This is a genomic window from Bacillus sp. UNC322MFChir4.1, from assembly GCF_000746135.1.
GTDB lineage: Bacteria > Bacillota > Bacilli > Bacillales > Bacillaceae_G > Bacillus_A.
In genome coordinates this window covers 119860-139047 of sequence record NZ_JQKQ01000012.1, presented here as the reverse complement: position 1 = coordinate 139047, position 19188 = coordinate 119860, and the positions used below count along the sequence as shown (strand labels likewise).

The 19188-nt window shown below is 37.8% G+C and carries 29 protein-coding genes; 28 read left to right on the top strand and 1 reads right to left on the bottom strand.

Features of this window, described 5'->3' with window-relative positions; genetic code table 11:
- The 11 genes from BR72_RS06060 (at position 1) to BR72_RS06010 (ending at position 5462) form a co-directional block, all read left to right on the top strand.
- Entirely contained in the window at positions 1-189 is a 189-nt protein-coding gene (locus tag BR72_RS06060) for a hypothetical protein (protein WP_035430903.1), read from the top strand.
- A complete protein-coding gene (locus BR72_RS06055; RefSeq protein WP_035430900.1) occupies positions 170-682 on the top strand; it encodes a YpiB family protein in 513 nt (170 codons plus the stop codon). Before BR72_RS06060 ends, BR72_RS06055 begins: the two co-directional genes overlap by 20 nt.
- 281 nt (positions 683-963) lie before the next feature.
- Entirely contained in the window at positions 964-1380 is a 417-nt protein-coding gene (locus BR72_RS06045) for a DUF1064 domain-containing protein (protein WP_035430896.1), read from the top strand.
- Between the two features lie 14 nt (positions 1381-1394).
- On the top strand, positions 1395-2108 hold the full coding sequence (locus BR72_RS06040) for a 2-methylcitrate dehydratase (protein ID WP_035430893.1): 714 nt from the start codon (positions 1395-1397) through the stop codon (positions 2106-2108).
- Between the two features lie 69 nt (positions 2109-2177).
- Positions 2178-2993: a zinc-finger domain-containing protein gene (locus BR72_RS06035; protein ID WP_081904799.1), complete on the top strand. Its 816-nt coding sequence runs from the start codon at positions 2178-2180 to the stop codon at positions 2991-2993.
- Positions 2994-3002: 9 nt separating this feature from the next.
- Positions 3003-3410 (top strand): hypothetical protein, encoded by a 408-nt coding sequence (locus BR72_RS06030; RefSeq protein ID WP_035430887.1) that lies wholly within the window; start codon positions 3003-3005, stop codon positions 3408-3410.
- Positions 3391-4131: a sigma-70 family RNA polymerase sigma factor gene (locus tag BR72_RS06025; protein WP_231559675.1), complete on the top strand. Its 741-nt coding sequence runs from the start codon at positions 3391-3393 to the stop codon at positions 4129-4131. Before BR72_RS06030 ends, BR72_RS06025 begins: the two co-directional genes overlap by 20 nt.
- Before the next feature lie 36 nt (positions 4132-4167).
- Positions 4168-4443: a hypothetical protein gene (locus BR72_RS06020; RefSeq protein WP_051957233.1), complete on the top strand. Its 276-nt coding sequence runs from the start codon at positions 4168-4170 to the stop codon at positions 4441-4443.
- A gap of 42 nt (positions 4444-4485) precedes the next feature.
- Complete coding sequence (locus BR72_RS06015; RefSeq protein WP_035431053.1) at positions 4486-4683, top strand: hypothetical protein; 198 nt, start codon at positions 4486-4488, stop codon at positions 4681-4683.
- Positions 4684-5036: 353 nt separating this feature from the next.
- On the top strand, positions 5037-5159 hold the full coding sequence (locus BR72_RS25340; RefSeq protein ID WP_081904798.1) for a DUF3983 domain-containing protein: 123 nt from the start codon (positions 5037-5039) through the stop codon (positions 5157-5159).
- 33 nt (positions 5160-5192) lie between these two features.
- Positions 5193-5462, top strand: a complete 270-nt coding sequence (locus BR72_RS06010) for a hypothetical protein (RefSeq protein WP_035430884.1) — start codon at positions 5193-5195, stop codon at positions 5460-5462.
- Here BR72_RS06010 and BR72_RS06005 read toward each other — a convergent pair.
- The gene (locus BR72_RS06005) at positions 5449-5748 is read right to left on the bottom strand and encodes a hypothetical protein (protein ID WP_051957232.1); all 300 of its coding nucleotides are present in this window, start codon (positions 5746-5748) and stop codon (positions 5449-5451) included. The two genes, BR72_RS06010 and BR72_RS06005, sit on opposite strands and share 14 nt — an antisense overlap.
- Positions 5749-5864: 116 nt before the next feature.
- Here BR72_RS06005 and BR72_RS06000 point away from each other — a divergent pair, with 116 nt between their 5' ends.
- The 17 genes from BR72_RS06000 to BR72_RS05915 all read left to right on the top strand — a co-directional run bounded on the left by BR72_RS06000 (position 5865) and on the right by BR72_RS05915 (position 19188).
- The gene (locus tag BR72_RS06000; protein WP_035430882.1) at positions 5865-6239 is read left to right on the top strand and encodes an ArpU family phage packaging/lysis transcriptional regulator; all 375 of its coding nucleotides are present in this window, start codon (positions 5865-5867) and stop codon (positions 6237-6239) included.
- A 429-nt stretch (positions 6240-6668) separates the two neighbouring features.
- A complete protein-coding gene (locus BR72_RS05990) occupies positions 6669-7013 on the top strand; it encodes an HNH endonuclease (RefSeq protein WP_035430878.1) in 345 nt (114 codons plus the stop codon).
- A 365-nt stretch (positions 7014-7378) separates the two neighbouring features.
- Positions 7379-7858: a phage terminase small subunit P27 family gene (locus BR72_RS05980; protein WP_035430875.1), complete on the top strand. Its 480-nt coding sequence runs from the start codon at positions 7379-7381 to the stop codon at positions 7856-7858.
- Entirely contained in the window at positions 7855-9549 is a 1695-nt protein-coding gene (locus tag BR72_RS05975; RefSeq protein WP_035430873.1) for a terminase large subunit, read from the top strand. Before BR72_RS05980 ends, BR72_RS05975 begins: the two co-directional genes overlap by 4 nt.
- 8 nt (positions 9550-9557) lie before the next feature.
- Entirely contained in the window at positions 9558-10880 is a 1323-nt protein-coding gene (locus tag BR72_RS05970; protein WP_197059920.1) for a phage portal protein, read from the top strand.
- Positions 10843-11451, top strand: coding sequence for an HK97 family phage prohead protease (locus tag BR72_RS05965; protein ID WP_035430871.1), 609 nt, complete (start codon positions 10843-10845; stop codon positions 11449-11451). The genes BR72_RS05970 and BR72_RS05965 overlap by 38 nt, the downstream gene beginning before the upstream one ends.
- 12 nt (positions 11452-11463) lie before the next feature.
- Positions 11464-12726 carry a phage major capsid protein gene (locus tag BR72_RS05960; RefSeq protein ID WP_035430869.1) on the top strand — a complete coding sequence of 421 codons (1263 nt, stop codon included), beginning with the start codon at positions 11464-11466 and terminating at the stop codon, positions 12724-12726.
- Between the two features lie 50 nt (positions 12727-12776).
- Positions 12777-12992, top strand: coding sequence for a hypothetical protein (locus BR72_RS05955; RefSeq protein WP_035430867.1), 216 nt, complete (start codon positions 12777-12779; stop codon positions 12990-12992).
- Positions 12992-13534: a head-tail connector protein gene (locus BR72_RS24890; RefSeq protein WP_051957231.1), complete on the top strand. Its 543-nt coding sequence runs from the start codon at positions 12992-12994 to the stop codon at positions 13532-13534. Before BR72_RS05955 ends, BR72_RS24890 begins: the two co-directional genes overlap by 1 nt.
- 2 nt (positions 13535-13536) lie before the next feature.
- Positions 13537-14004, top strand: a complete 468-nt coding sequence (locus tag BR72_RS05945) for a hypothetical protein (protein WP_035430866.1) — start codon at positions 13537-13539, stop codon at positions 14002-14004.
- On the top strand, positions 13997-14404 hold the full coding sequence (locus BR72_RS05940) for a hypothetical protein (protein ID WP_035430864.1): 408 nt from the start codon (positions 13997-13999) through the stop codon (positions 14402-14404). Before BR72_RS05945 ends, BR72_RS05940 begins: the two co-directional genes overlap by 8 nt.
- Positions 14405-14411: 7 nt before the next feature.
- Positions 14412-14576: a hypothetical protein gene (locus BR72_RS26270; protein ID WP_156107902.1), complete on the top strand. Its 165-nt coding sequence runs from the start codon at positions 14412-14414 to the stop codon at positions 14574-14576.
- A complete protein-coding gene (locus tag BR72_RS05935) occupies positions 14576-15538 on the top strand; it encodes a phage tail tube protein (protein ID WP_035430862.1) in 963 nt (320 codons plus the stop codon). Before BR72_RS26270 ends, BR72_RS05935 begins: the two co-directional genes overlap by 1 nt.
- A 16-nt stretch (positions 15539-15554) precedes the next feature.
- Positions 15555-15932, top strand: coding sequence for a hypothetical protein (locus tag BR72_RS05930; RefSeq protein WP_035430861.1), 378 nt, complete (start codon positions 15555-15557; stop codon positions 15930-15932).
- A 17-nt stretch (positions 15933-15949) separates the two neighbouring features.
- Complete coding sequence (locus BR72_RS05925; protein WP_035430859.1) at positions 15950-16147, top strand: hypothetical protein; 198 nt, start codon at positions 15950-15952, stop codon at positions 16145-16147.
- Positions 16134-18341, top strand: a complete 2208-nt coding sequence (locus BR72_RS05920) for a tape measure protein (RefSeq protein WP_035430858.1) — start codon at positions 16134-16136, stop codon at positions 18339-18341. The genes BR72_RS05925 and BR72_RS05920 overlap by 14 nt, the downstream gene beginning before the upstream one ends.
- On the top strand, positions 18334-19188 hold the full coding sequence (locus BR72_RS05915) for a phage distal tail protein (protein WP_035430856.1): 855 nt from the start codon (positions 18334-18336) through the stop codon (positions 19186-19188). Before BR72_RS05920 ends, BR72_RS05915 begins: the two co-directional genes overlap by 8 nt.

The following is a 19188-nucleotide window of genomic DNA, read 5'->3' as shown; positions in this document are numbered from 1 at the left end:
ATGTGTCCAAAATGCAACAACACAGGCATTGTCCGAAAAGAAACTTATTCAGGTGTAATCACAACGGATGGTTGCACTTGTGAAGTAGCAAAACAGCAGCAAGCCTCCTATCAAGAACGTTGGAATGCGTGGTTAAAACGATTTGAATCATGGGAGAGGGGGCTACAACGTGAGCAACGTGTCGGTTGAGAAGAAGCGGGAGTTTATGGGATGGGTATTAAGTCACTTGTCACATAAAGTACAGAGGGGATTCGCGCTGATTTACACTTTTAAAAAATACACAAGATTTACTGAAAGAGTGCATTTTGTGGAAAATGCGAAGAAGTATCCGTATGGGATAGAAATATCGGCAGTATGTTCAGAAGGCGATCCGTTTGCGTTTTATAAACCTAATGCAATTAAAGATGAATTGGATGACGTAGGAACAGCTTTTGAACATTTTAATAATCTTGACACTCCAATCTACATCCAACTGAATTTTAAGGGTAAATACAGTAATCCACTGTATATGGAAGTGTTGGAAGATTTTGAACCATCTTTAGAAACCGATTTGCCTCATGAAGATCATGAAGAAATCGAAAGAGTCATATATGAATTGGAAGGCCTCAGCAAATCCCAGCTCATCGATTACGCACTAGATAAGAGAGATAAAGCTTTGTTCGATAAATTAGTTGCAAATTGAGGAGGAGCGTAATGAAAAACACAGGAATCGTGTTATCCGATTGAACGTCACAATCGTTGACAGTCGGCCGGATTGGATGAAGAAAGAAGATCAGGTTATGGTGTGCATGTTGAAATGCTCTTTATATAAACGGTGCTCCTGTCGTCTCGGAATGGATTGTAAACGACTTGGCGGCACGGAGATACCGAAAATAAATTTTAAGAAGGGGAAACGCGTATGAAAGAATTTCAAAATGGCGTTTATGAAATCACTTTACTAATCAGTGAAGCGAAAAAAGAACAATGAGTAAATACAGGAATAAAAAAGTTGAACTTGATGGCCATGTTTTCGATAGTAAAGCTGAGAGGGATTACTACGAAGGATTGAAAATTCGGCAAGCTGCAGGTGAAATACAAGGATTCGAATTACAACCTGTTTTCGAGCTGCAGCCAGCTTTTAAAAAGAACGGGAAGGCATTCAAAAAGATTACATACAAGGCGGACTTCATGGTATACCTTCCTGGCGGTGAGGTTGAGGTCATTGATATAAAAGGTCTAGCTACAGAAACTTTTAAGGTGAAAATGAAATTGTTTGAGTACAAATATCCACATTTACATTTAACTCTTCTAAAACATGTACAAAAGTACGGTGGATTCATCGGACTAGATGAGTATAACAAAATAAAACGTGAAGAAAAAAAACAAAAACAAGCAAATTAAAGGGAGCGGATCATATGTCATATATCGAATTCAAACCAACTTTAAAGAAAGTAAATCTTAAACCGGACGGTAAGAAAGAGATTGTTTTGGAAGTTACAGACCAATCGTTAAAAGGCAAGTTGGATGCTTTATCTGAAATGATCGATGCGAAAGTGTTTATTTCTCTTGAATCAATGCAAGTTAATTTTAACGTCACTATTAATACAAAAACGAATGAGCCGATTACGAAATATGAGGTAAATGATAAAGGGATTGTGGAAGAAGTAAAACCAGCTTATGAGCAAATGGAAGCAGACTTTGATATTCCAGAAGAAAAAATACAGACACGTGAAGAAAAAGAACAGGCTGATCGTGAGATAGTTGATGAGTTCATCATTAGTGGTTTAGCACCAGGTTTTGATGGAATGCCAAATAAACTACCGGACATCGTGAAACGTCGTCTTGAAGGTGAATCTTATTTGAAGCTTGCAAATGAATTGAATATGTCTTCTGGACAAATCATTGAGGTAATTGATGAATATCGTAAACGTGTAGCTCCGTTAGCAATTAAGTGGCACGAATGGAAAGAGAACCAACCAGCGCCATCAGAACAGCCAAAGGCAGAGGAGAAGCTAGTTGAGGAAACGGATGAGCCAAAAGAAACAGAAGAACTATCACAGGATCCGGAACAACAAGAAATTGAGGTAACAGATGAGGACAAGCCTTTTGATGAAGAATTAGAAGATTAATAAAACAGGTTGGTAGTGTGGTCAGTGTGCCATACTACCAATCTTCAATCTCATACATGAGGTGATGGGGTGAATAGAGCGGAGAAACGGAAGATACGGCTGCAGATATTGGATACACAAGATGAGTATTGCAAAGGGTGCGAGTCAGTACCGAAGAAAAAGAATAATAAGCTCGTGAGTCAAGATGAACGGATTGCATGGTGCTATGCCAATTGTCCTATCGGTAAATCACTAAAAACTTTAGGTGAAAGCTTAGACGAGGGGAGAACGGAACATATGGGTGAAGAGAGAAATTGGGATAAATTATGTGCAAAGGCTGAAAAGCTTCGTGAAGAAAATTTGTCTTGGGCAAAAATTGCAGACCATTTAGGAGTAACGGAAAGCTCATTGTATTACCACATCGCAAAAAGAAGAGATGAAAATCAACCGCCTGTAAAGCGTGTAGGTACTCCAAAACAGCAATCGAATACAAAACCATTAGTGCAGATTGAAAACGTCGTAGAAAAGAAAAGTCAAGCGATTGAAGTAACAGAATTAGCGCAAGAGGATATCTTAGAAACTTTGAAAGTACAAATCAAGGAGCTTGTGGAAGAAAAGAATCGGTTAGAAAAAGAAGTACTTGCTGAGACGAAATTGCGGCTGAAGTTGGAAAATTACACGGAGTTTTATCAAAAACAGTACCGTGAAATGGAAGAAGATTATTCTACTCTTAAAAATGAATTTAACGCCATTACTGAAAAAGGATTCGAACAACGTGCTGAGATTAAAAAGCTGCACGAACAACTTCAAATATCACATACCGAACTTGAAAAAGAACGTTCACATCGTCTTGAACTACAGGGTAAGTCACAAGCGTTAGGGATGGCCCTCAAAGCTGTCTTATAGGTGACCACGATGAAACTGACAAAAGAAGAACGCACAAAACTCACATATGAAATTGGTGACATTATTGAACAGAAATGCAGACGGTGTTATTACAATCGTTCAGCTGATGAATGTTTTAGTATTAGCGTTTGTTCTGCTTGCCCGACTGGTGAAAAATTACGCCAGTTGGGTAGGTATTTTGATTCAGGTCAGCGTGATCACCGCGGCCCAAAGAAGGATATACCAGCAGGACTAACGCCTGAAAAGGTTCGTCAAATGAATGAGCAAGGCATTCCGGATAAGGATATCAGTATTATGTTTGATCGTAGCGGTTCATATGTCTCGAAATTAAAACAGCAATGGCAGAAGGAAGGATTATGGAAAGGAACTACAAAAACGTGGAACAGGAGGGCGAACGATGAAAAAAGAAACGGTTGATGTCATTGAAGATGTACAAGCCATGTCAGATGGTGAGTTTATGGAGAAATACGAAAAGCTTGTTCATCATTTTGTTTGGAAGAAATTCGGTAAGAGAATGAGTTCTATAAAAAATGATACAGGTTTGGATCTGGAAGATTTAATACAATTCGGAATGATTGGTTTGATTAAAGCAAGACAGACTTTTGACCATAAGCTTGGATATCAATTTTCTACTTATGCGGGCTATAAAATACATGGTGAAATCGGTAGAGGGATACGGGAGTCTCAAAAGGTAAAAGTACCGAGAACGATTTACAATTTAAAAGGGAAAATTATGATAAATGGTTTACATGAAAAAAGTCCGGAAGAAATTAGTTCGCAGTTAGAGGCATCTGTTGAAGATGTAGGAGTGGCGTTACAGTATCAGCCTGGAGCATTGTCGTTAAATAAAGTGATGAATGATTCAGGTGAAGATAAGGATATCACGTTAGAGAAAACACTTGTCGATAAGCAAACAGAGCGTATGGAAGAAGATATTGAAGACAGAATGGTGTTGGATTCTTTCATGAAAACATTAGAACACAAAGAATTTTTTGTTTGGGATATGCTTTCGAAAAATAGACCACAGCAAGAAATTAGTAAGCAGACAGGAGTGAGTCAACCACATGTTAGCCGGATATTAAAGAGTATCAACAAAAAAGCGGCTGATTTTGGGAGACGGCAGGGGTTGAGTGGATAATCAAATTTGAATTTTGTTAAGAAAGGGGAACATAAAATGACAGACACAGTTATTAAAGGTTTTTTTGAAGATGGGGACGGAGAAATGGTTCTGAGTGATATTAGGAATTTCAAAGATGAAAAAGACTTCTTAGAACAAGCTGAAAAATATGTCACAGAAACAAGAAGTTATCGTGTACCAGTTCTTGAACCGTCTGTAACCGATATTGTATTTAATGATGAAGAATGGAAGCCTGCTGATGATCCTGATTTAGAAGGAGAAAAAATTACTGTATATTGCTCTGATTTAGATTACGACAATGCAGAAGTGTGATTAATACAAAATCGTTAATTTGAGAGAAAAGGAGAAGATATTATGACGAAAGAAGAAAAAGAACTGTTACGTCAACAAGCAATAAAAGAAAACGAAAAACGGATTTCGCATTTGGAAACATTCCTGGAGGGTTTTTCCTTGGATACAGATGTTAACAAGACAGTTTCACTAGAAATAGGAACAGTAATTATGTTTATTGAACAAGAAATAGATAAGCTTAAATCTTATGTTTTTGAATAAAAACGCTATTTGATTAAACCAGGGAAAATAACATTTATTATTTCTAACAATAACAAAATAATACCGATAGTAAAAAATATATATTTAAGTACTTTAAGTGTTGTTTTCATTTATTTTTCTCCTAAGTGTCTCTTTGTTTGATTATTTTAGGAAATTTGGAATTTTTTTATGCACATTCAATTTAGTAAGGAAGATTAGAATAAAAATTTCATTTTGTAGCAAAGGGGAATGAGAATTGATAATGGATCCGTTGAATGTTCGTTATTAGCAGTAATTTATAAATTAACGGATTCGGTAAATGTTCGAGCTTTAATACAAAAACGCTATTTGAGTAGGAAGGAGGGGCACAGATTATGGCCAACTTAAAGAAGCGAAAAATACAGAAAGCCATCCGCCGACGTGCGAGATCAGTAGATAACTATCAAGTTGCAAAGGCATGGAGAAATATTTTTGTGAAGTCTGGAATCTTGAAGTAACAAAATTTAGATTTAAATAAAGGGTGATAAGAAATGGAAAAAACGAAAATGATTGAAATATTTCGGGCTAAATCATTAGATGGACAAATTCCGCAAATGAACGATTATTATAGAAATTTATATTCTAATGTTCAATATAAAAGTGATTCTGAAGGATATGTGTCTATACTTGTACCAGAGGATGAGGTAAAGGTAAGACAAGAATTCACTAATAAATGTATTGATTGGTTAAGGGAGTTAGAAAAAGAGCATAGCGTACTAGCTCATAAGCTAGCACGCTGGCACAATATTAGACTACGCTGATAGATTTAACAGCTGATGTAAGATATAAAGTTGCATCACTGTCGTCACCAATTGAAAACATATCATGTGAAAGCAGGAATCCGCCAATTCCTAATCTTTCATCTAGAGTAGCTAATGCAGAACCTTCTTTTTCAAAATCACCTTGCACATTACCTATGTACATTTGCTGAAGATAAAATATTTGTTCGTTTAGTTTATCAGTTCTTGAAGCATTGTTGATTCCAACTAAGATAGTATCTTCATGAATTTCAATTTTTTCACCATCAAGCATATTTATAATTACCATATATTCCACCTCCTTCCAATAATAGATTTTACAGCAATTTTGGAGGGAGGGCACTTAAAAGATAACAAAAGTTATTGTATTAGAAAGTTAGTTTGAATGGAGGGGAAGCGTATCATATGGAACAAATGTCATTCTTTGAAGACATCGATGAGAGAGAGATGCGCAGGTTAGTAGTTAAGGAGCTTAAAAACTACAAAGCACTGCAAGTTCGGATGAAGAATAGACAAGAACGGAATGAAGCAGGATACGCTGTTCTTTTTCCAAAAATGAAAGATGATCAAATTCATGAAATCAAATTTCGGCAGATTGAACGGGCGTTGCTAAATTCGTTAGATGAAGATCAGCGTGAAATTATCAAAATGAAGTACCTGGGCGATAAGAAAGTAAAAGACTCATATGTGTACAATGAATTGATGATAAAACGTGATGATTTTTATGAAAAAAAAGGTAGTGCGATTAGATTAATTGCAACTGCTTTAGAGATTATTTGAAAATGTATTAGGTAAAATGGAATTTCAGCCTTTTGTGCTGTTTATATAGATTGGATATGATGAGGGTGCTCATCTTTTTCTCTTTGGCTCTGCTGTATGGCAGAGTTTTTTTTATTTCCGACAAAAAAGGGGACAAAATGGGGGATAATTTTGGGGACATTTTCGGGGATTTTTCAAAACGAGATTGATATTAAGCTTTTCTTAGGGCAAGCCCTGGGAGAAGCATCTATCCCTTATCAAAGATGTACCCGCGGTTTCCGTACAGTGACACTTCTAATAGGTCACCATGCACTTTGTTTGCGTAGGAGATTGTTGAGGGGGAAGGAGTTAAAAGCACTCCAAGCTTATGCTTCTTATTGAGCTGATACTTTGTGTGAGTTCATAGGTGGCGTGAGGGAATCTTTTTATCTTGGAAGGAGTGAGGTATAAATGCCAAGCAAACCACTAAGACCTTGCTCACATCATCGTTGTTCTAACTTAACGAAAGAACGGTACTGTGATGACCACAAGCATTTAGTAAAGCAGCAGTATGAAAAGGATAGAGGTAGTGCAGCGCAACGTGGGTATGGTGCAAGGTGGAGGAAAGCAAGAGCATACTTCTTATCACACAATCCTATCTGTGTAAGGTGTGGTGATATAGCTACAATAGTGGACCATATCATACCACACAAAGGTAACTACCAACTGTTCTGGGATAAGAAGAACTGGCAGCCATTATGTGTGAGCTGTCACAGTCGTAAGACAGTACAAGAAGATGGAGGATTTGGGAGATGAGTACAGTAAGTAACTTAGATATGGTTATCGATACTATGAAGAATATTGCTAAGGTTGTAGCTAAGATATGTGAAGACATTATAGCTGGTATTAAATCATGTATCAATATCTATTTAAAGTTTACTAATCGAACCAAAGGACGAGCATACTTCAATCATTACATAGTAAGGTCATGCAATGTAAGTAAGGTAAGGCTGAACCATCAAGTGTTGTTAAATAAGCCGGTATTTGTGCGAATAAGGAATAGTTGTTAACGAGGGGTAGGGGTATTCGGATTTCTAGGGGTTCTACCCTATAGACCGCCCCCCAGTCTTGCGCGCAAAAAAATCCGTTTTTGAAATTTTTTTTGAAGGCGAGGTGTAATCATGTCAGGAAGAAACAGGCAGCCGTTATCCGTCATTCAAGGGAAAGGGAGATCGAATCATTTAACCAAAGACGAAATCCAAAAACGCCAGGAGCAGGAAGAAGCCGTAAAAGGTTTTACGGATAATATTGTTGCTCCGAAATATTTGACGGCCTCTCAAAAGAAAGAGTTTGAGAGGCTTTCTAATGAATTGGTGCGGTTAAAAATATTTAGTAATTTAGATGTTGATAGCTTAGCAAGATATATTGATTCTCGTGATCAGTATGTCAATTTAATAAAGCTATTAAGAAAGACTAAACCATCTGACGATTTTAAATTATATTCTCAAATGCAAAGAAGTAAAAATTTACTTTTCAATGAGTGTAGATCGGCAGCTAGTGACTTAGGCTTGACGATTACATCTCGATTGAAGTTAATTATTCCCGAACCAGAGAAAAAGCAGCAGACCGAGGGACAAAAGAGGTTTGGGGATAGGGTATGAGTCAGTCGGTATTTGATCGCGTTTGGAATTATGCACACGATATTGTAGAAGGTAAAATCGTTGCTTGTAAAAAGCACAAATGGGCAGCACAGCGTTTTATCGATGACATTTTTGCGCTTGAAAAGGAAGAATCCCCTTACTATTTTGATGCTGATGTAGTTGAAGACTTTAACGAATGGGCCAAACAATTCATACATTTGGAAGGTATTTTACCAGGACAACCAATTATTCTAACTGATTTTCAGTTGTTTATGGCCGCTAATATATTTGGATTTTATAAGAAAAGTAATAATGCTCGTCGTTTTCGTAAAGTTTATATACAGCTTGCACGTAAAAATGCAAAATCTCAATTCCTTGCACTGATCGCAACGTATGAAACGTTCTTAACAGATGAAAAACATCGTGTATACATTGCAGGGTGGTCACGAGATCAATCTGCAGAGGTATATGATGCAATTCACGAACAAATTCAAAATGCTGAGATATTGCAAGGTACGTATACCGATGCATACGGTAAAATCAAGCGGTATAAAACAAACTCAATTATTCAACCACTTTCCAAAGAAGCAAGAAAGCTTGGTGATGGTAAAAACCCATCAGTTGGAATTGTGGATGAGTACCATGCTCACGAAACAAGTGAGATTTACGATGTTCTTATTTCTGGTATGGTGGCAAGAAAAAGCCCGCTGATGGTTGTTATTACAACAGCAGGGTTTGATTTGTCGCGACCATGCTACAAAGAATATCAGTATGTAAGTAAAATCCTTGACCCTAATATCAACACTGAAAATGATGATTATTTTGTTCTTATTTGTGAACTGGATAAAGATGATGATATCAAAGATGAGAGCGTTTGGATTAAAGCGAATCCGATTGTGGCCACATATCCTGAAGGTATTGAGTCAATCCGATCTGAATTAAAAGTTGCCCTGGAACAACCAGAAAAAATGCGTTCATTCTTAACAAAAAACATGAACATCTGGGTGGACAAAAAAGACAACGGTTATATGGATATGGCGAAGTGGGCAGCTTGTGGCCGTGTAATCGATTGGGAAGAATTCCGCGGTCAAGAAGTCATTATAGGTGTTGACCTTTCCGCAAAAATTGATTTAACAAGTGTTAATTTTGAGACGCAAAAAGAAAGTAAATATTTAAATAAAAATCACAGCTTTATGCCGGAAGATACCATTGCAGAAAAGGCAAAAACTGATAAAGCACATTATCAATTATGGGAAAAGCAAGGCTGGATTACTTCCACACCTGGTGCTGTAGTCGATTATTCTTTCATAAAGTCTTATATTCAAGAAAAAGAAGCCACCTATGATCTAATTATAAAAGAAATTTGTGTAGACCCTTGGAATGCAACTCAGTTCATGATTGATATGGAAAATGAGGGTTACACGGTTGTTGAAATTGGGCAAACTCTTAAAACACTTGCGGAGCCTACAAAAGATTTCCGTGAACGAGTATATAAAAAAGAGTTGGAGCATGATGATAGTCCGGTTTTAACTTGGGCAATGGGTAATGCTGTGACTCGAGCAGATCCGAGTGATAATATTCGCTTGGATAAATCAAAATCAATCGAGAGAATCGATCCAGCAGCGGCAGCAATCAACTCACATGCAAGGGCGATGGTACTTCAATTTAGTAAGAAGAGTGTTTATGAGGAAAGAGGAATCACATTCTTATAGAAAGTGAGGTGATTATTATTAAAATTCCGTTCATTAGTAAGTTTTTCGAAAAACGTTCAGCGACAAGTGGGTTATCTAATCCGAGTCAGTGGTTTGTTGATTGGTTAACTGGTGGAAATCCATCTCTTTCTGGGGTAAAAGTGAATGAATTGACGGCACTTAATAACACTGCAGTCTTTGCATGTGTAAGAATAATCTCTGAAACAGTAGCTTCTTTGCCACTTATTACGTACAAACGAAGAAAAGATACTGGTAAAGAACGAGCACCTAATCATCCGTTGTATAAAATCTTACATGACGAACCAAATCCGGAAATGTCGTCATTCACATTCGTTGAAACGCTTATGGGACATGCGGTTACGTGGGGAAATGCCTATGCTGAGATTGAATGGGATGATTTAGGGAGAGTGAGGGCCTTATGGCCACTTTCGCCAAGTCAAACATGGGTTGAGCGAGCCGCTGATGGTTCTATTTGGTATCATACTATTCGACCAAGAACAAATGAAATGGTTACATTGCCAGCTTGGCGGATTTTACATGTTCCTGGTCTTGGATTTGATGGGATTCAAGGGTATTCTGTCATAAAAATGAACCGTGAAGCGATTGGATTAGCCATTGCAACAGAGAAATATGGAGCAAGTTTCTTTGGAAATGGCGCAAGACCAGGTGGCGTGTTAGAACATCCTAACAATTTATCAGAAGATGCTCAAAAACGATTACGTACAAGTTGGAACGAAATGCACCAAGGGTTGGAGAAACAACATAGAATAGCCATTCTTGAAGAAGGATTGACGTATAAACAAATTGGGTTACCACCTGAAGATAGTCAATTTCTTGAAACACGTAAGTTTCAAATCACAGAAATTGCGAGAATGTTTAGAGTTCCACCGCATTTACTCGCGGATTTGGAACGAGCAACGTTCAGTAATATAGAACATCAATCAATTGAATTTGTTGTACACACAATCCGCCCGTGGCTTGTGCGCTGGGAACAAGAGATACGCAGGAAACTCCTTTCTGATACTGAGAAACGGAGTTTTTTTGTTGAGTTTTTAGTGGATGGATTGCTTCGAGGTGATATCAAAACACGATCAGAAGCACTCCAAATTCAAAGGCAAAACGGCATAATCAATGCTGATGAATGGCGAGAAATTGAGAATATGAACCCACAAGAAGGAGGACAAGGTAAAAAATATCTTGTCAATTCAGCAATGATTGCTGTTGATCAGATTGGATTAACCAAAGAGTCTGTTGTAGACAAAAATACAGTACCAAATGAAGGGGGTGATAACGGTGAACAAAACGGAACTGAGGGAACAAACGGGCAGTAATATAGAAATTCGCGAGAATGATGGCGGTTCACGGACTATCACAGGATACGCGGTGAAATGGGAAATGAAATCTGTAACTATGGGGTATTGGCGCAGATTTAAAGAGCAATTTACTCGCGGTGCTTTTACGGAATCCCTTACACAAGATGATCAATTAGCGCTATGGAGTCATGATACTTCAAGAGTATTAGGTAGAACAAAAAATGGTACGCTTCGACTGTTTGAAGATGATATTGGGTTACGTTTTGAACTTGATTTACCAAGTACGACATTGGGAAATGACACATATGAAACGATTAAACGCGGTGATGTTGATGGCGTTTCTTTTGGTTTCCAAATGGTTAAAGAAGAATGGGATGAAAGTGATCCAGATAACATCGTAAGAAGTGTGACAAAAGCAAAGTTAGCGGAGATTAGTCCGGTTGCTTTTCCAGCTTATCCAGATAGTCAAGTGTCAGCTAGAAGTTACGATCCGTATAAGGTATTTGTGGAAGGCAAGCAACAAGATATGACTAGTGTTTTTGCGGAACAAAGAGAAAGAGAATTACAGCTTTTAAAATATAAATTCTAAGGAGTGTTTCAATTGGCTAAAATCGTAGAGTTATTACAAAAACGAGCGAATTTGTGGGAACAAGCAAAAGGAATTCATGATAAATCTGTGGAAGAGCAGCGTTCTCTTACAGGAGAAGAGCAGCAAGAGTACGACCGTATCACAAAAGAAATGGACGGTCTAACGGAAACAATCAATCGTGAAAAACGTATGGAAGAACAACGAGCACAAATGGAACAAGCGGCATTTGAGAAAAGAGAACAAGCAACCAACAATTCTGAACGACGTGAACAAGCGCCACTTGACACAGAAGAATACCGTGAAGCTTTTAACGGCTGGTTGAAATTTGGAGCTCAAGAATTAAGTGAAGAACAACGTTCTATTTTAAATGCTGGCCGTCAAACATTAGAAACTCGTGCGCTATCAGCTGTAACAGGTGCAGCGGGTGGATTCACTGTTCCACAAGGTTTTTATAATCAAATTATTCAAGCAATGAAGCCTTTCGGTGGTATGCGTCAATCTCGTGCAACTGTGTTACGTACAGCGGCAGGGAATGACTTACCAATTCCAATGAATGATGATACAAGCAATATGGGAGCAATCGTTGGTGAGAACGCAGCGGCAGGAAATGCAACTGATCCTGTTTTCGCACAAAAGATTTTAAAAGCCTACAAATATACATCTAAAACATTTTTAATTCCTATTGAGTTACTTCAAGATTCCGCTTTTGATGTGGAAGCATACATTCGTCAAAAAATTACCGAACGTATTGGACGTATTTTGAATCTGCATTTCACAACTGGTACAGGCTCTTCCCAGCCGAGAGGAGTTGTTACAGATGCAGTTCTTGGTAAAACAGGTGCAACAGGTCAAACAACTTCTATTACGTATGATGATTTAGTAGACCTTCAACACTCTGTAAACCCTTTATATCGAACAAATGGAGAATGGATGTTTAATGATAATACATTGAAAGCAATCCGTAAGCTAAAAGATTCTACAGGTGCACCTTTATGGCAGCCAGGTTTGGTTGCGTCTGAACCGGATAAAATCCTTGGCAAACCATATATCATTAATACGGACATGGCAGACATGGCGGCAAATGCTAAATCTATCTTGTTTGGAGACTTCGCTAACTATTTCATTCGTGACGTAATGGATCTAATGATTGTTCGTATTTCTGAAAAATACATTGAAAGCGGACAAATCGGATTTGTAGCATTCAGCCGTCAAGATGGATTCTTAGTAGATGCTGGACAAGGACCGATTAAATATTATGCAAACTCAGCAACTTGATGAGAAGCGTCTTATGGCGCTTCTTATTTTTATATGAGGAGGTTCCTTTTATGCCGAAAGTAAAGATGAAGACAAGTTTAGCAGCAAGTGATTTCTCTTATGTTCCTGGTGATATTGTGGAAGTGAATGAAGAAGTTGCAATTGCGTGGCAAGAACATGGGCTTGCTGAATTATATGAGGAGAAAGTAAGTGTAATTGAACATAAACAGGCAGAGCAGCCAAAAAGTTCAAGGGTGAAAAAGAAAAAACAGGATAGTGATGAATAATGCCTCTTTCATCCAATGCTTTAACAAATCTTGAAGCGATAAAATCGTACTTGAAAATTAATTCGGGTCAAAATACCGATGATTCACGGCTTGAAGATTTAATTAACTCTTGTTCTATCGCAATCGAGAACCATTGTAAAAGAAAATTCAAAGAGCAGACGTATTCTGAAGAAGAATATGATGGAAATGGATTAAAATACTTACATCTTCAGCAATATCCTGTGAAATCTGTTGATTCAGTCACTGTGGATGGTATTTTATTGTCTTCTGATCAGTACAAAGTGAAAAAAAGTAATGGAACGTTAATTCGAACAAACTCTATTTGGCCACAAGGAGATATTAACGTTGTGGTAACATATGTTGCCGGATACAGCACCATTCCAAATGACTTAGAACTAGCATGCAAGCACTTAGTTATGTCTTATTTCAAAGCGGATATTGCTAGTTTTTCGACTACATTCCAAGAGGGATTTGTATTCCGTCCAGAAGCTCTTCCGGCACAAGTAAAGGCATTGGTGCAACCTTATAAAAAGGTGGTGTAGGTATGCCAGAAATACAAGCGAAAGTAAATATTAGTCCTGGTCTACAAAATCTTATCAATCACAATGAAGAAATTGCACCTAAAGCTATTAAATCTGGTATGAAGCTTATTACACGGCAAGTACCAAAAGAAGTTCGAAATAAGATTCGTTCATTAGGATTGGTTCGAACAGGCTCATTTGCGAAAAGTATTCGAGGAAAAACGGCTAAAGATAAATCTATTATCGGCTCACGATATTTTGTCGGACATATCCTTGAAGGCGGGGCGAAACCTCACATAATTAAGGGTAGAAAGGGTAAAAAGTTGTGGTTTCCTGGATTAAAACGTCCTGTTCGAAAAGTGCGTCACCCGGGGATAAAAGCTTACAAATATCTTGAGGGAACTGTGAACGATATGGAGAATTCCGGAACAATTGAGAGTCTATTTTCACAAGGCGTTCGAGAAGCATTAGAGGAGTTGCAAAATGGTTGATTTAAATGTAATGGCCGTCAAAATAAAAGAAGTTTTAGAAAAAGTTCCAGGGATACAACAAGCGTTTGATCATGAACCACAGGAAATGAGTATATTACCGGCAGCAACGGTATATTTTGATGGATTTAGTCAAATCGAGGCAACAACAAGACGCTCTTCTGTGGATTGGCGTTGGACAATTCGTGTCTATATACCTATTCAAACGAGCGATATTCAATTGCCACAAACAGAAGTGAGAAATTTAGCCGTAAAAACAATTAAGCAATTCCGTAACGATATGAACTTAGGTGGATCATGTTTATATAGCACAATCAGCGCAGGCGAGATATATGCTCTGTTAGAGCAAAATAATCCTAATTTAGTTGCAGAGTTGCAATTAGTAACAACTACAGAGGAGTGAATCCTTAATGACTAAAAAAATGAAATATATTGGTGAGGAAGAAAGAGTTATTCCTCAGCATGGTGTATATAAGCCCGGTGATGAAGTGGACTTTAACGAAACACTTTATGCAACCGGGCTTTTTGTTGAGAAAAAACACCGAAATGTAGAAAAAAAGGACGGTGAAGAGTAATGCCGTATGGTTCACTAAGTCATATAGGTTTAGGGAAAGAGACAGCATGGGGAACTCCTGTTGCAGCAACAGACTACATTCGTTTTGCTTCAGAGGGAATAACAGAGGAAATTGAACAAGTTATTTCTGAAAATATTACCGGAGTCTTTGACGAAGGGGCGACGTATGAAGGTGCTCATAACATTTCTGGTGATATTTCTTTTGATGTGTACCCGAACATGTTAGGTCATATGCTACGTTCAGCATTTGGAGCACCGACAACAACGACAGTGACTGCAGGAGTATATCAGCATGTTTTTACACCGTTACAATCAAATTTCTCAAATGTGTGCGCTCTTCCTTCTTATACTTTGGAAGTAAACCGCGATTTAGAACAAGCATTTCAATATGCTGGTGCAGTTGTGAATGAACTAACTTTGAATTTCGGGACAGATAACAAAATCATGCAAGGTTCAGCTTCTATTCTTGCTAGAAAATTAGCTTTAATTACAAAAACTGTACCAAGCTTAGAAGCAACGAATCCGTTTTTGTGGAATCAAGCTACAATTACATTGGACGGAACGGTTAATAAAGACGTAACAACGATTGAATTTGGTATCAGTAATGAATTAGAAGCTCGTGGATCGTTAGATGGTACAAGGGAAGTTTCTCGCATTTTAAGAAACGGAGTGCGAACATTCCCTGTGAAATTTTCCGCAGAATTACAAAATATGACCGATTACAATAAGTTCCGAGCGCAAAATGAAGTACCTCTTAAAATTGAATTGGTCGGTGGAGTCATTTCGGGAGCAAACAATTATAAATTAACGGTTGAGATTCCTAAATTCCGTTTTGCAGCTTATCCAATCAATGTGGATGGTGCTGGATCACTTATTGCTCAAGTAGATGGTTCAGCAAAATATGATCAAACAAGTACGTTTGCTATGAAAATTACTTTAGTTAACAGTAAAGCGAGTTATTAAAGAGGAGGAACTAAGTATGTCTTTATTTGCGAAAAATAAACCAACAAAAAGAGTAGATTTTGAAGGTGGATGGGTAGAATTACAATTTTTAAGCAAAGGCGCAAAAGATCATATCAGTAGCCAACTATCGAATATGTTTGCGGATATGGATAGTGAAGCAATAAAAAAAATGAAATTGCAAAATAAAGATGATATCCCGGCTGAAATGATTGGGGTAATCGGAAAAGTGCAGCAAGTAGAATATTACAAATTGTCTCAAGCTATTAGATCTTGGAGCGAACAAGAAGAAATCACAATTGAAACAGTTAAAGAACTGAATGATGAAATATTTGATTTGATTTCGAAAGAGATCAATAAAATGAATGAACTGAATTTAACAGAAAGAAAAAACTAGTAGGGGCGATTACTCAAATGATGGGTAATCGCTCTTTTTCTAATGAATATTTGCGAGTCTATCTTATGTGTAAAGAATTTCACTGTTTGCCCTATGAAGGTGGTTATTTGGATCAACCAGCAGTTTATGCAGAAGCGTTTGAATTAATTCAAAGCACCATTAACCAATACCAAGCGAATCGGAACAAGAAAGGAGGTACTTATGGCAAGAAATAATACAGTTGAAATTATTTTATCGGCTAGAGATCATGCCAGCCAAGCGACAAAAAAAGCCTTTGATAGTATCTCCGGTTCCGCATCTTCAGCTATGGGGGTTGTGGGTAAGGCAGCCGGCGCGGCAGTATTAGCAGTTACGGCTTTGATTGGTGTTGTAGGAAAAGTTGGCGTCGAATACAACGCTATGATGGAGCAGTCACAAATTGCATGGGAGACTATACTCGGAAGCCAGGAAGCAGCAGCCAAAACTTTAAAAGAATTACAAGTCATGGGAGCAAAAACTCCTTTTGAATTCGAAGGATTGGACAAGGCGGCCAAGCTTCTGAATATGGCGGGATATGAAGGGGATAACCTTTTCAAGACCCTTACAAACGTGGGGGATGCTGTTTCCGCTGTAGGTGGCGGTCAAGCAGAACTAGAGGGTATTTCAATGGCTATTTTCCAAATGGCTTCTAAGGGGAAAATATCAGCTGAAGAAATGAACCAGTTGGCGGAACGTGGAATCCCAGCATGGAAAATGGTTGCGGATGCTCAAGGGAAAAGTGTACAAGAAATCATGAAAATGAGTGAGAACGGTCAACTTTTCGCAAAAGATGTTCTTCCACAATTGACCGATCAGCTAGGGAAGAAATTTGGCGGGGCAATGGAAAAACAATCTCACACATTCAATGGTATGCTCTCAACAATTAAAGATAACTTGAAGATTTTATCCGCGGAACTTTCAAAACCTTTATTTGAAAATCTAAAAAAAGGAATGGAAGCAGCACTTCCTATTCTTGATGGTGCCATGCAGTTAATAAAGGGTGATACGGTTGGTTTTGCCGACACAATAACCAAAGCATTTGGCCAAGAAAATGGACTTCTAATCATGAAGTTCTTCTTTGCAATTCGCGATGGGGTAACTTTGATGCAAGGTGCCATGGGCATGGCAAAAGATGCGATACAGGGCGTTTTTGAATTATTTATGGGTAATGAAGGTAAAGGTGTAGGTCTGCTTGCTGGGCTCGGTTTATCACCGGAAACGATTCAAATAGTCGTTTCAGTCGTGGAAGGAATAAAAAACGCGGTAAGTGGATTTTTTTCAAGTTGGGTAGGATTTGTTACAGGGCTGTTCAGTGGTGAAGGTAATTTAGGTGAATCTTTCGTTCGAATTTTTAATGTGGTACTCAGTATTGCGGTTCCAATTCTATCTCAAGCTTTTGAATTCATTAAGGGTTTGCTAGCGCAACTATCTGAATTTTGGAAGGCACACGGTGATCAAATTGTCCAAGCGGTTCAAAATGCTTTTTCTTTAATAGCTAGTATTATCGGATTTTTGGCACCTGTAATTTTATTTATTATTCAAAGTGTATGGGAGAATGTGAAGGGTGTAATTCAGGGGGCTCTAGACATTATTCTTGGAATTGTGCAGATTTTTACAGGTTTGTTTACTGGAGATTGGAATATGATGTGGGAAGGAATAAAACAACTATTTTTCGGAGCACTTGAATTCCTTTGGAATTTATTCAACTTAATTATGCTTGGAAAATTGATTGGTGGAATCAAAGCATTTATTGAAGGTGGCATAGGTTTATTTAAATCTTTTGGTGGACTAGCCAAACAAACTTTTGATGATTTTTTAAATAATATCGTGAATTTGTTTGGTTATTTCCGCGAAACAGGTTCTAGTATTTGGCGAGCCACAGTCGATACAATCGGTAATATTATAAGCACTTTTGTAAATGCAGCACGTTCAAATTTTGGAAATATTCTCGATGATGCGGTGCGAATTTTTAATAATGTAAAATCAGCAATAACAAGCCCGATTGAAACAGCCAAAAATATTGTTAGAAATTTGGTCGATGAAATAAAGTCATTCTTTAGCAATTTGACTTTAAAACTTCCTGACATCAAAACACCACATTTTAAAATAAAGAACTGGTCTCCTAATCCAGTTGATTGGATCAGTGCTATGCCGAGCTTGGATGTAGATTGGTATGATAAAGGTGGTGTTTTCTATGGTCCACAAGTCATTGGTGTTGGTGAGAAACGTCCTGAATTTGTTGGTGCTCTTGATGATCTTAGAAAAATTGTCAGAGAAGAATCCGGTGGTGGAGGAAATACTTACAATATCACTGTGAATGGCAATAACGTCGATATAACAGAAGAACGATTATTGCAAGTCCTCCAACGAGAGGAGCTATTATATGGCTAATGAAGTGATTGTATGGATAGATGCATATGGAATGGAGCATATATTGACTAATCAAGCTGATATAGCCATTTCAATTGGCCCTTCAGGTCGATATATGCCGCCTATTGAACATATTGAAGATGAAGTGCCATTCCAAGCAGGAAGTATACTTAGAGAAATAAAAGTGAAAGCGCGTGAAATGGATTTTCCAGTTGAAATAAACGGGAAAACTCAAATGGATATCCGTAATAAGTTGAGGGAGTTATTACGGATATTCAATCCATTAAAAGGCGATGGGAAAATAAAATCAATTAGTCCAGATGGTTCACAACGTGAGATAGTTTGTCGATACAAAGGCGGACTTGAAATAAAAGAATCGGGCAGGATATGGGAAAGATTTGTTTTGGTGTTAAAAGCATTTGATCCTTTTTGGTATGACACAACTACAAATGTTCAAACATTTTCACCTGGCCAACCAGCAACATTTTTCCCGTTTCTTCCATTGCGATTAACTTCATCTTCTGTATTTGCTGATGTGACTATCAACAATTTAGGAGATGTGGAAACATGGCCAGAATGGATTGTTAAGGGACCAGGTGAAAACATTGTTTTGCGGAATATGACAACAGGTGAAATAACACATCTTGAAACATCACTTGAAGTAGGAGAGTCTCTTATTATTAATACGATGCCTTATGTGAAAACAGTTATAAAGAATGATGGAACAAATTTATATAGTACACTTACAGACGATTCATCATTATGGGCGCTTCAAGATGGGCAAAACAGTATACGAATAGAAATGTCAAATACTACAAATGGGTCTTCTGTTCAATTGTCTTATCGTAACCGTTATTGGGGGCCGTGA

Coding starts and splice junctions, on each gene's coding strand:
- BR72_RS05940 (WP_035430864.1), top strand. CDS start 13,997: ATGGTTGATTTAAATGTAATGGCCGTCAAAATAAAAGAAGTTTTAGAA.
- BR72_RS05930 (WP_035430861.1), top strand. CDS start 15,555: ATGTCTTTATTTGCGAAAAATAAACCAACAAAAAGAGTAGATTTTGAA.
- BR72_RS05980 (WP_035430875.1), top strand. CDS start 7,379: ATGTCAGGAAGAAACAGGCAGCCGTTATCCGTCATTCAAGGGAAAGGG.
- BR72_RS25340 (WP_081904798.1), top strand. CDS start 5,037: ATGGCCAACTTAAAGAAGCGAAAAATACAGAAAGCCATCCGCCGACGT.
- BR72_RS06045 (WP_035430896.1), top strand. CDS start 964: ATGAGTAAATACAGGAATAAAAAAGTTGAACTTGATGGCCATGTTTTC.
- BR72_RS05955 (WP_035430867.1), top strand. CDS start 12,777: ATGCCGAAAGTAAAGATGAAGACAAGTTTAGCAGCAAGTGATTTCTCT.
- BR72_RS06030 (WP_035430887.1), top strand. CDS start 3,003: ATGAAACTGACAAAAGAAGAACGCACAAAACTCACATATGAAATTGGT.
- BR72_RS06005 (WP_051957232.1), bottom strand. CDS start 5,748: ATGGTAATTATAAATATGCTTGATGGTGAAAAAATTGAAATTCATGAA.
- BR72_RS06015 (WP_035431053.1), top strand. CDS start 4,486: ATGACGAAAGAAGAAAAAGAACTGTTACGTCAACAAGCAATAAAAGAA.
- BR72_RS06020 (WP_051957233.1), top strand. CDS start 4,168: ATGACAGACACAGTTATTAAAGGTTTTTTTGAAGATGGGGACGGAGAA.
- BR72_RS05945 (WP_035430866.1), top strand. CDS start 13,537: ATGCCAGAAATACAAGCGAAAGTAAATATTAGTCCTGGTCTACAAAAT.
- BR72_RS06060 (WP_035430903.1), top strand. CDS start 1: ATGTGTCCAAAATGCAACAACACAGGCATTGTCCGAAAAGAAACTTAT.
- BR72_RS06000 (WP_035430882.1), top strand. CDS start 5,865: ATGGAACAAATGTCATTCTTTGAAGACATCGATGAGAGAGAGATGCGC.
- BR72_RS06010 (WP_035430884.1), top strand. CDS start 5,193: ATGGAAAAAACGAAAATGATTGAAATATTTCGGGCTAAATCATTAGAT.
- BR72_RS05915 (WP_035430856.1), top strand. CDS start 18,334: ATGGCTAATGAAGTGATTGTATGGATAGATGCATATGGAATGGAGCAT.
- BR72_RS05990 (WP_035430878.1), top strand. CDS start 6,669: ATGCCAAGCAAACCACTAAGACCTTGCTCACATCATCGTTGTTCTAAC.
- BR72_RS06025 (WP_231559675.1), top strand. CDS start 3,391: ATGAAAAAAGAAACGGTTGATGTCATTGAAGATGTACAAGCCATGTCA.
- BR72_RS06040 (WP_035430893.1), top strand. CDS start 1,395: ATGTCATATATCGAATTCAAACCAACTTTAAAGAAAGTAAATCTTAAA.
- BR72_RS05920 (WP_035430858.1), top strand. CDS start 16,134: ATGGCAAGAAATAATACAGTTGAAATTATTTTATCGGCTAGAGATCAT.
- BR72_RS26270 (WP_156107902.1), top strand. CDS start 14,412: ATGACTAAAAAAATGAAATATATTGGTGAGGAAGAAAGAGTTATTCCT.
- BR72_RS05925 (WP_035430859.1), top strand. CDS start 15,950: ATGATGGGTAATCGCTCTTTTTCTAATGAATATTTGCGAGTCTATCTT.
- BR72_RS05975 (WP_035430873.1), top strand. CDS start 7,855: ATGAGTCAGTCGGTATTTGATCGCGTTTGGAATTATGCACACGATATT.
- BR72_RS24890 (WP_051957231.1), top strand. CDS start 12,992: ATGCCTCTTTCATCCAATGCTTTAACAAATCTTGAAGCGATAAAATCG.
- BR72_RS05935 (WP_035430862.1), top strand. CDS start 14,576: ATGCCGTATGGTTCACTAAGTCATATAGGTTTAGGGAAAGAGACAGCA.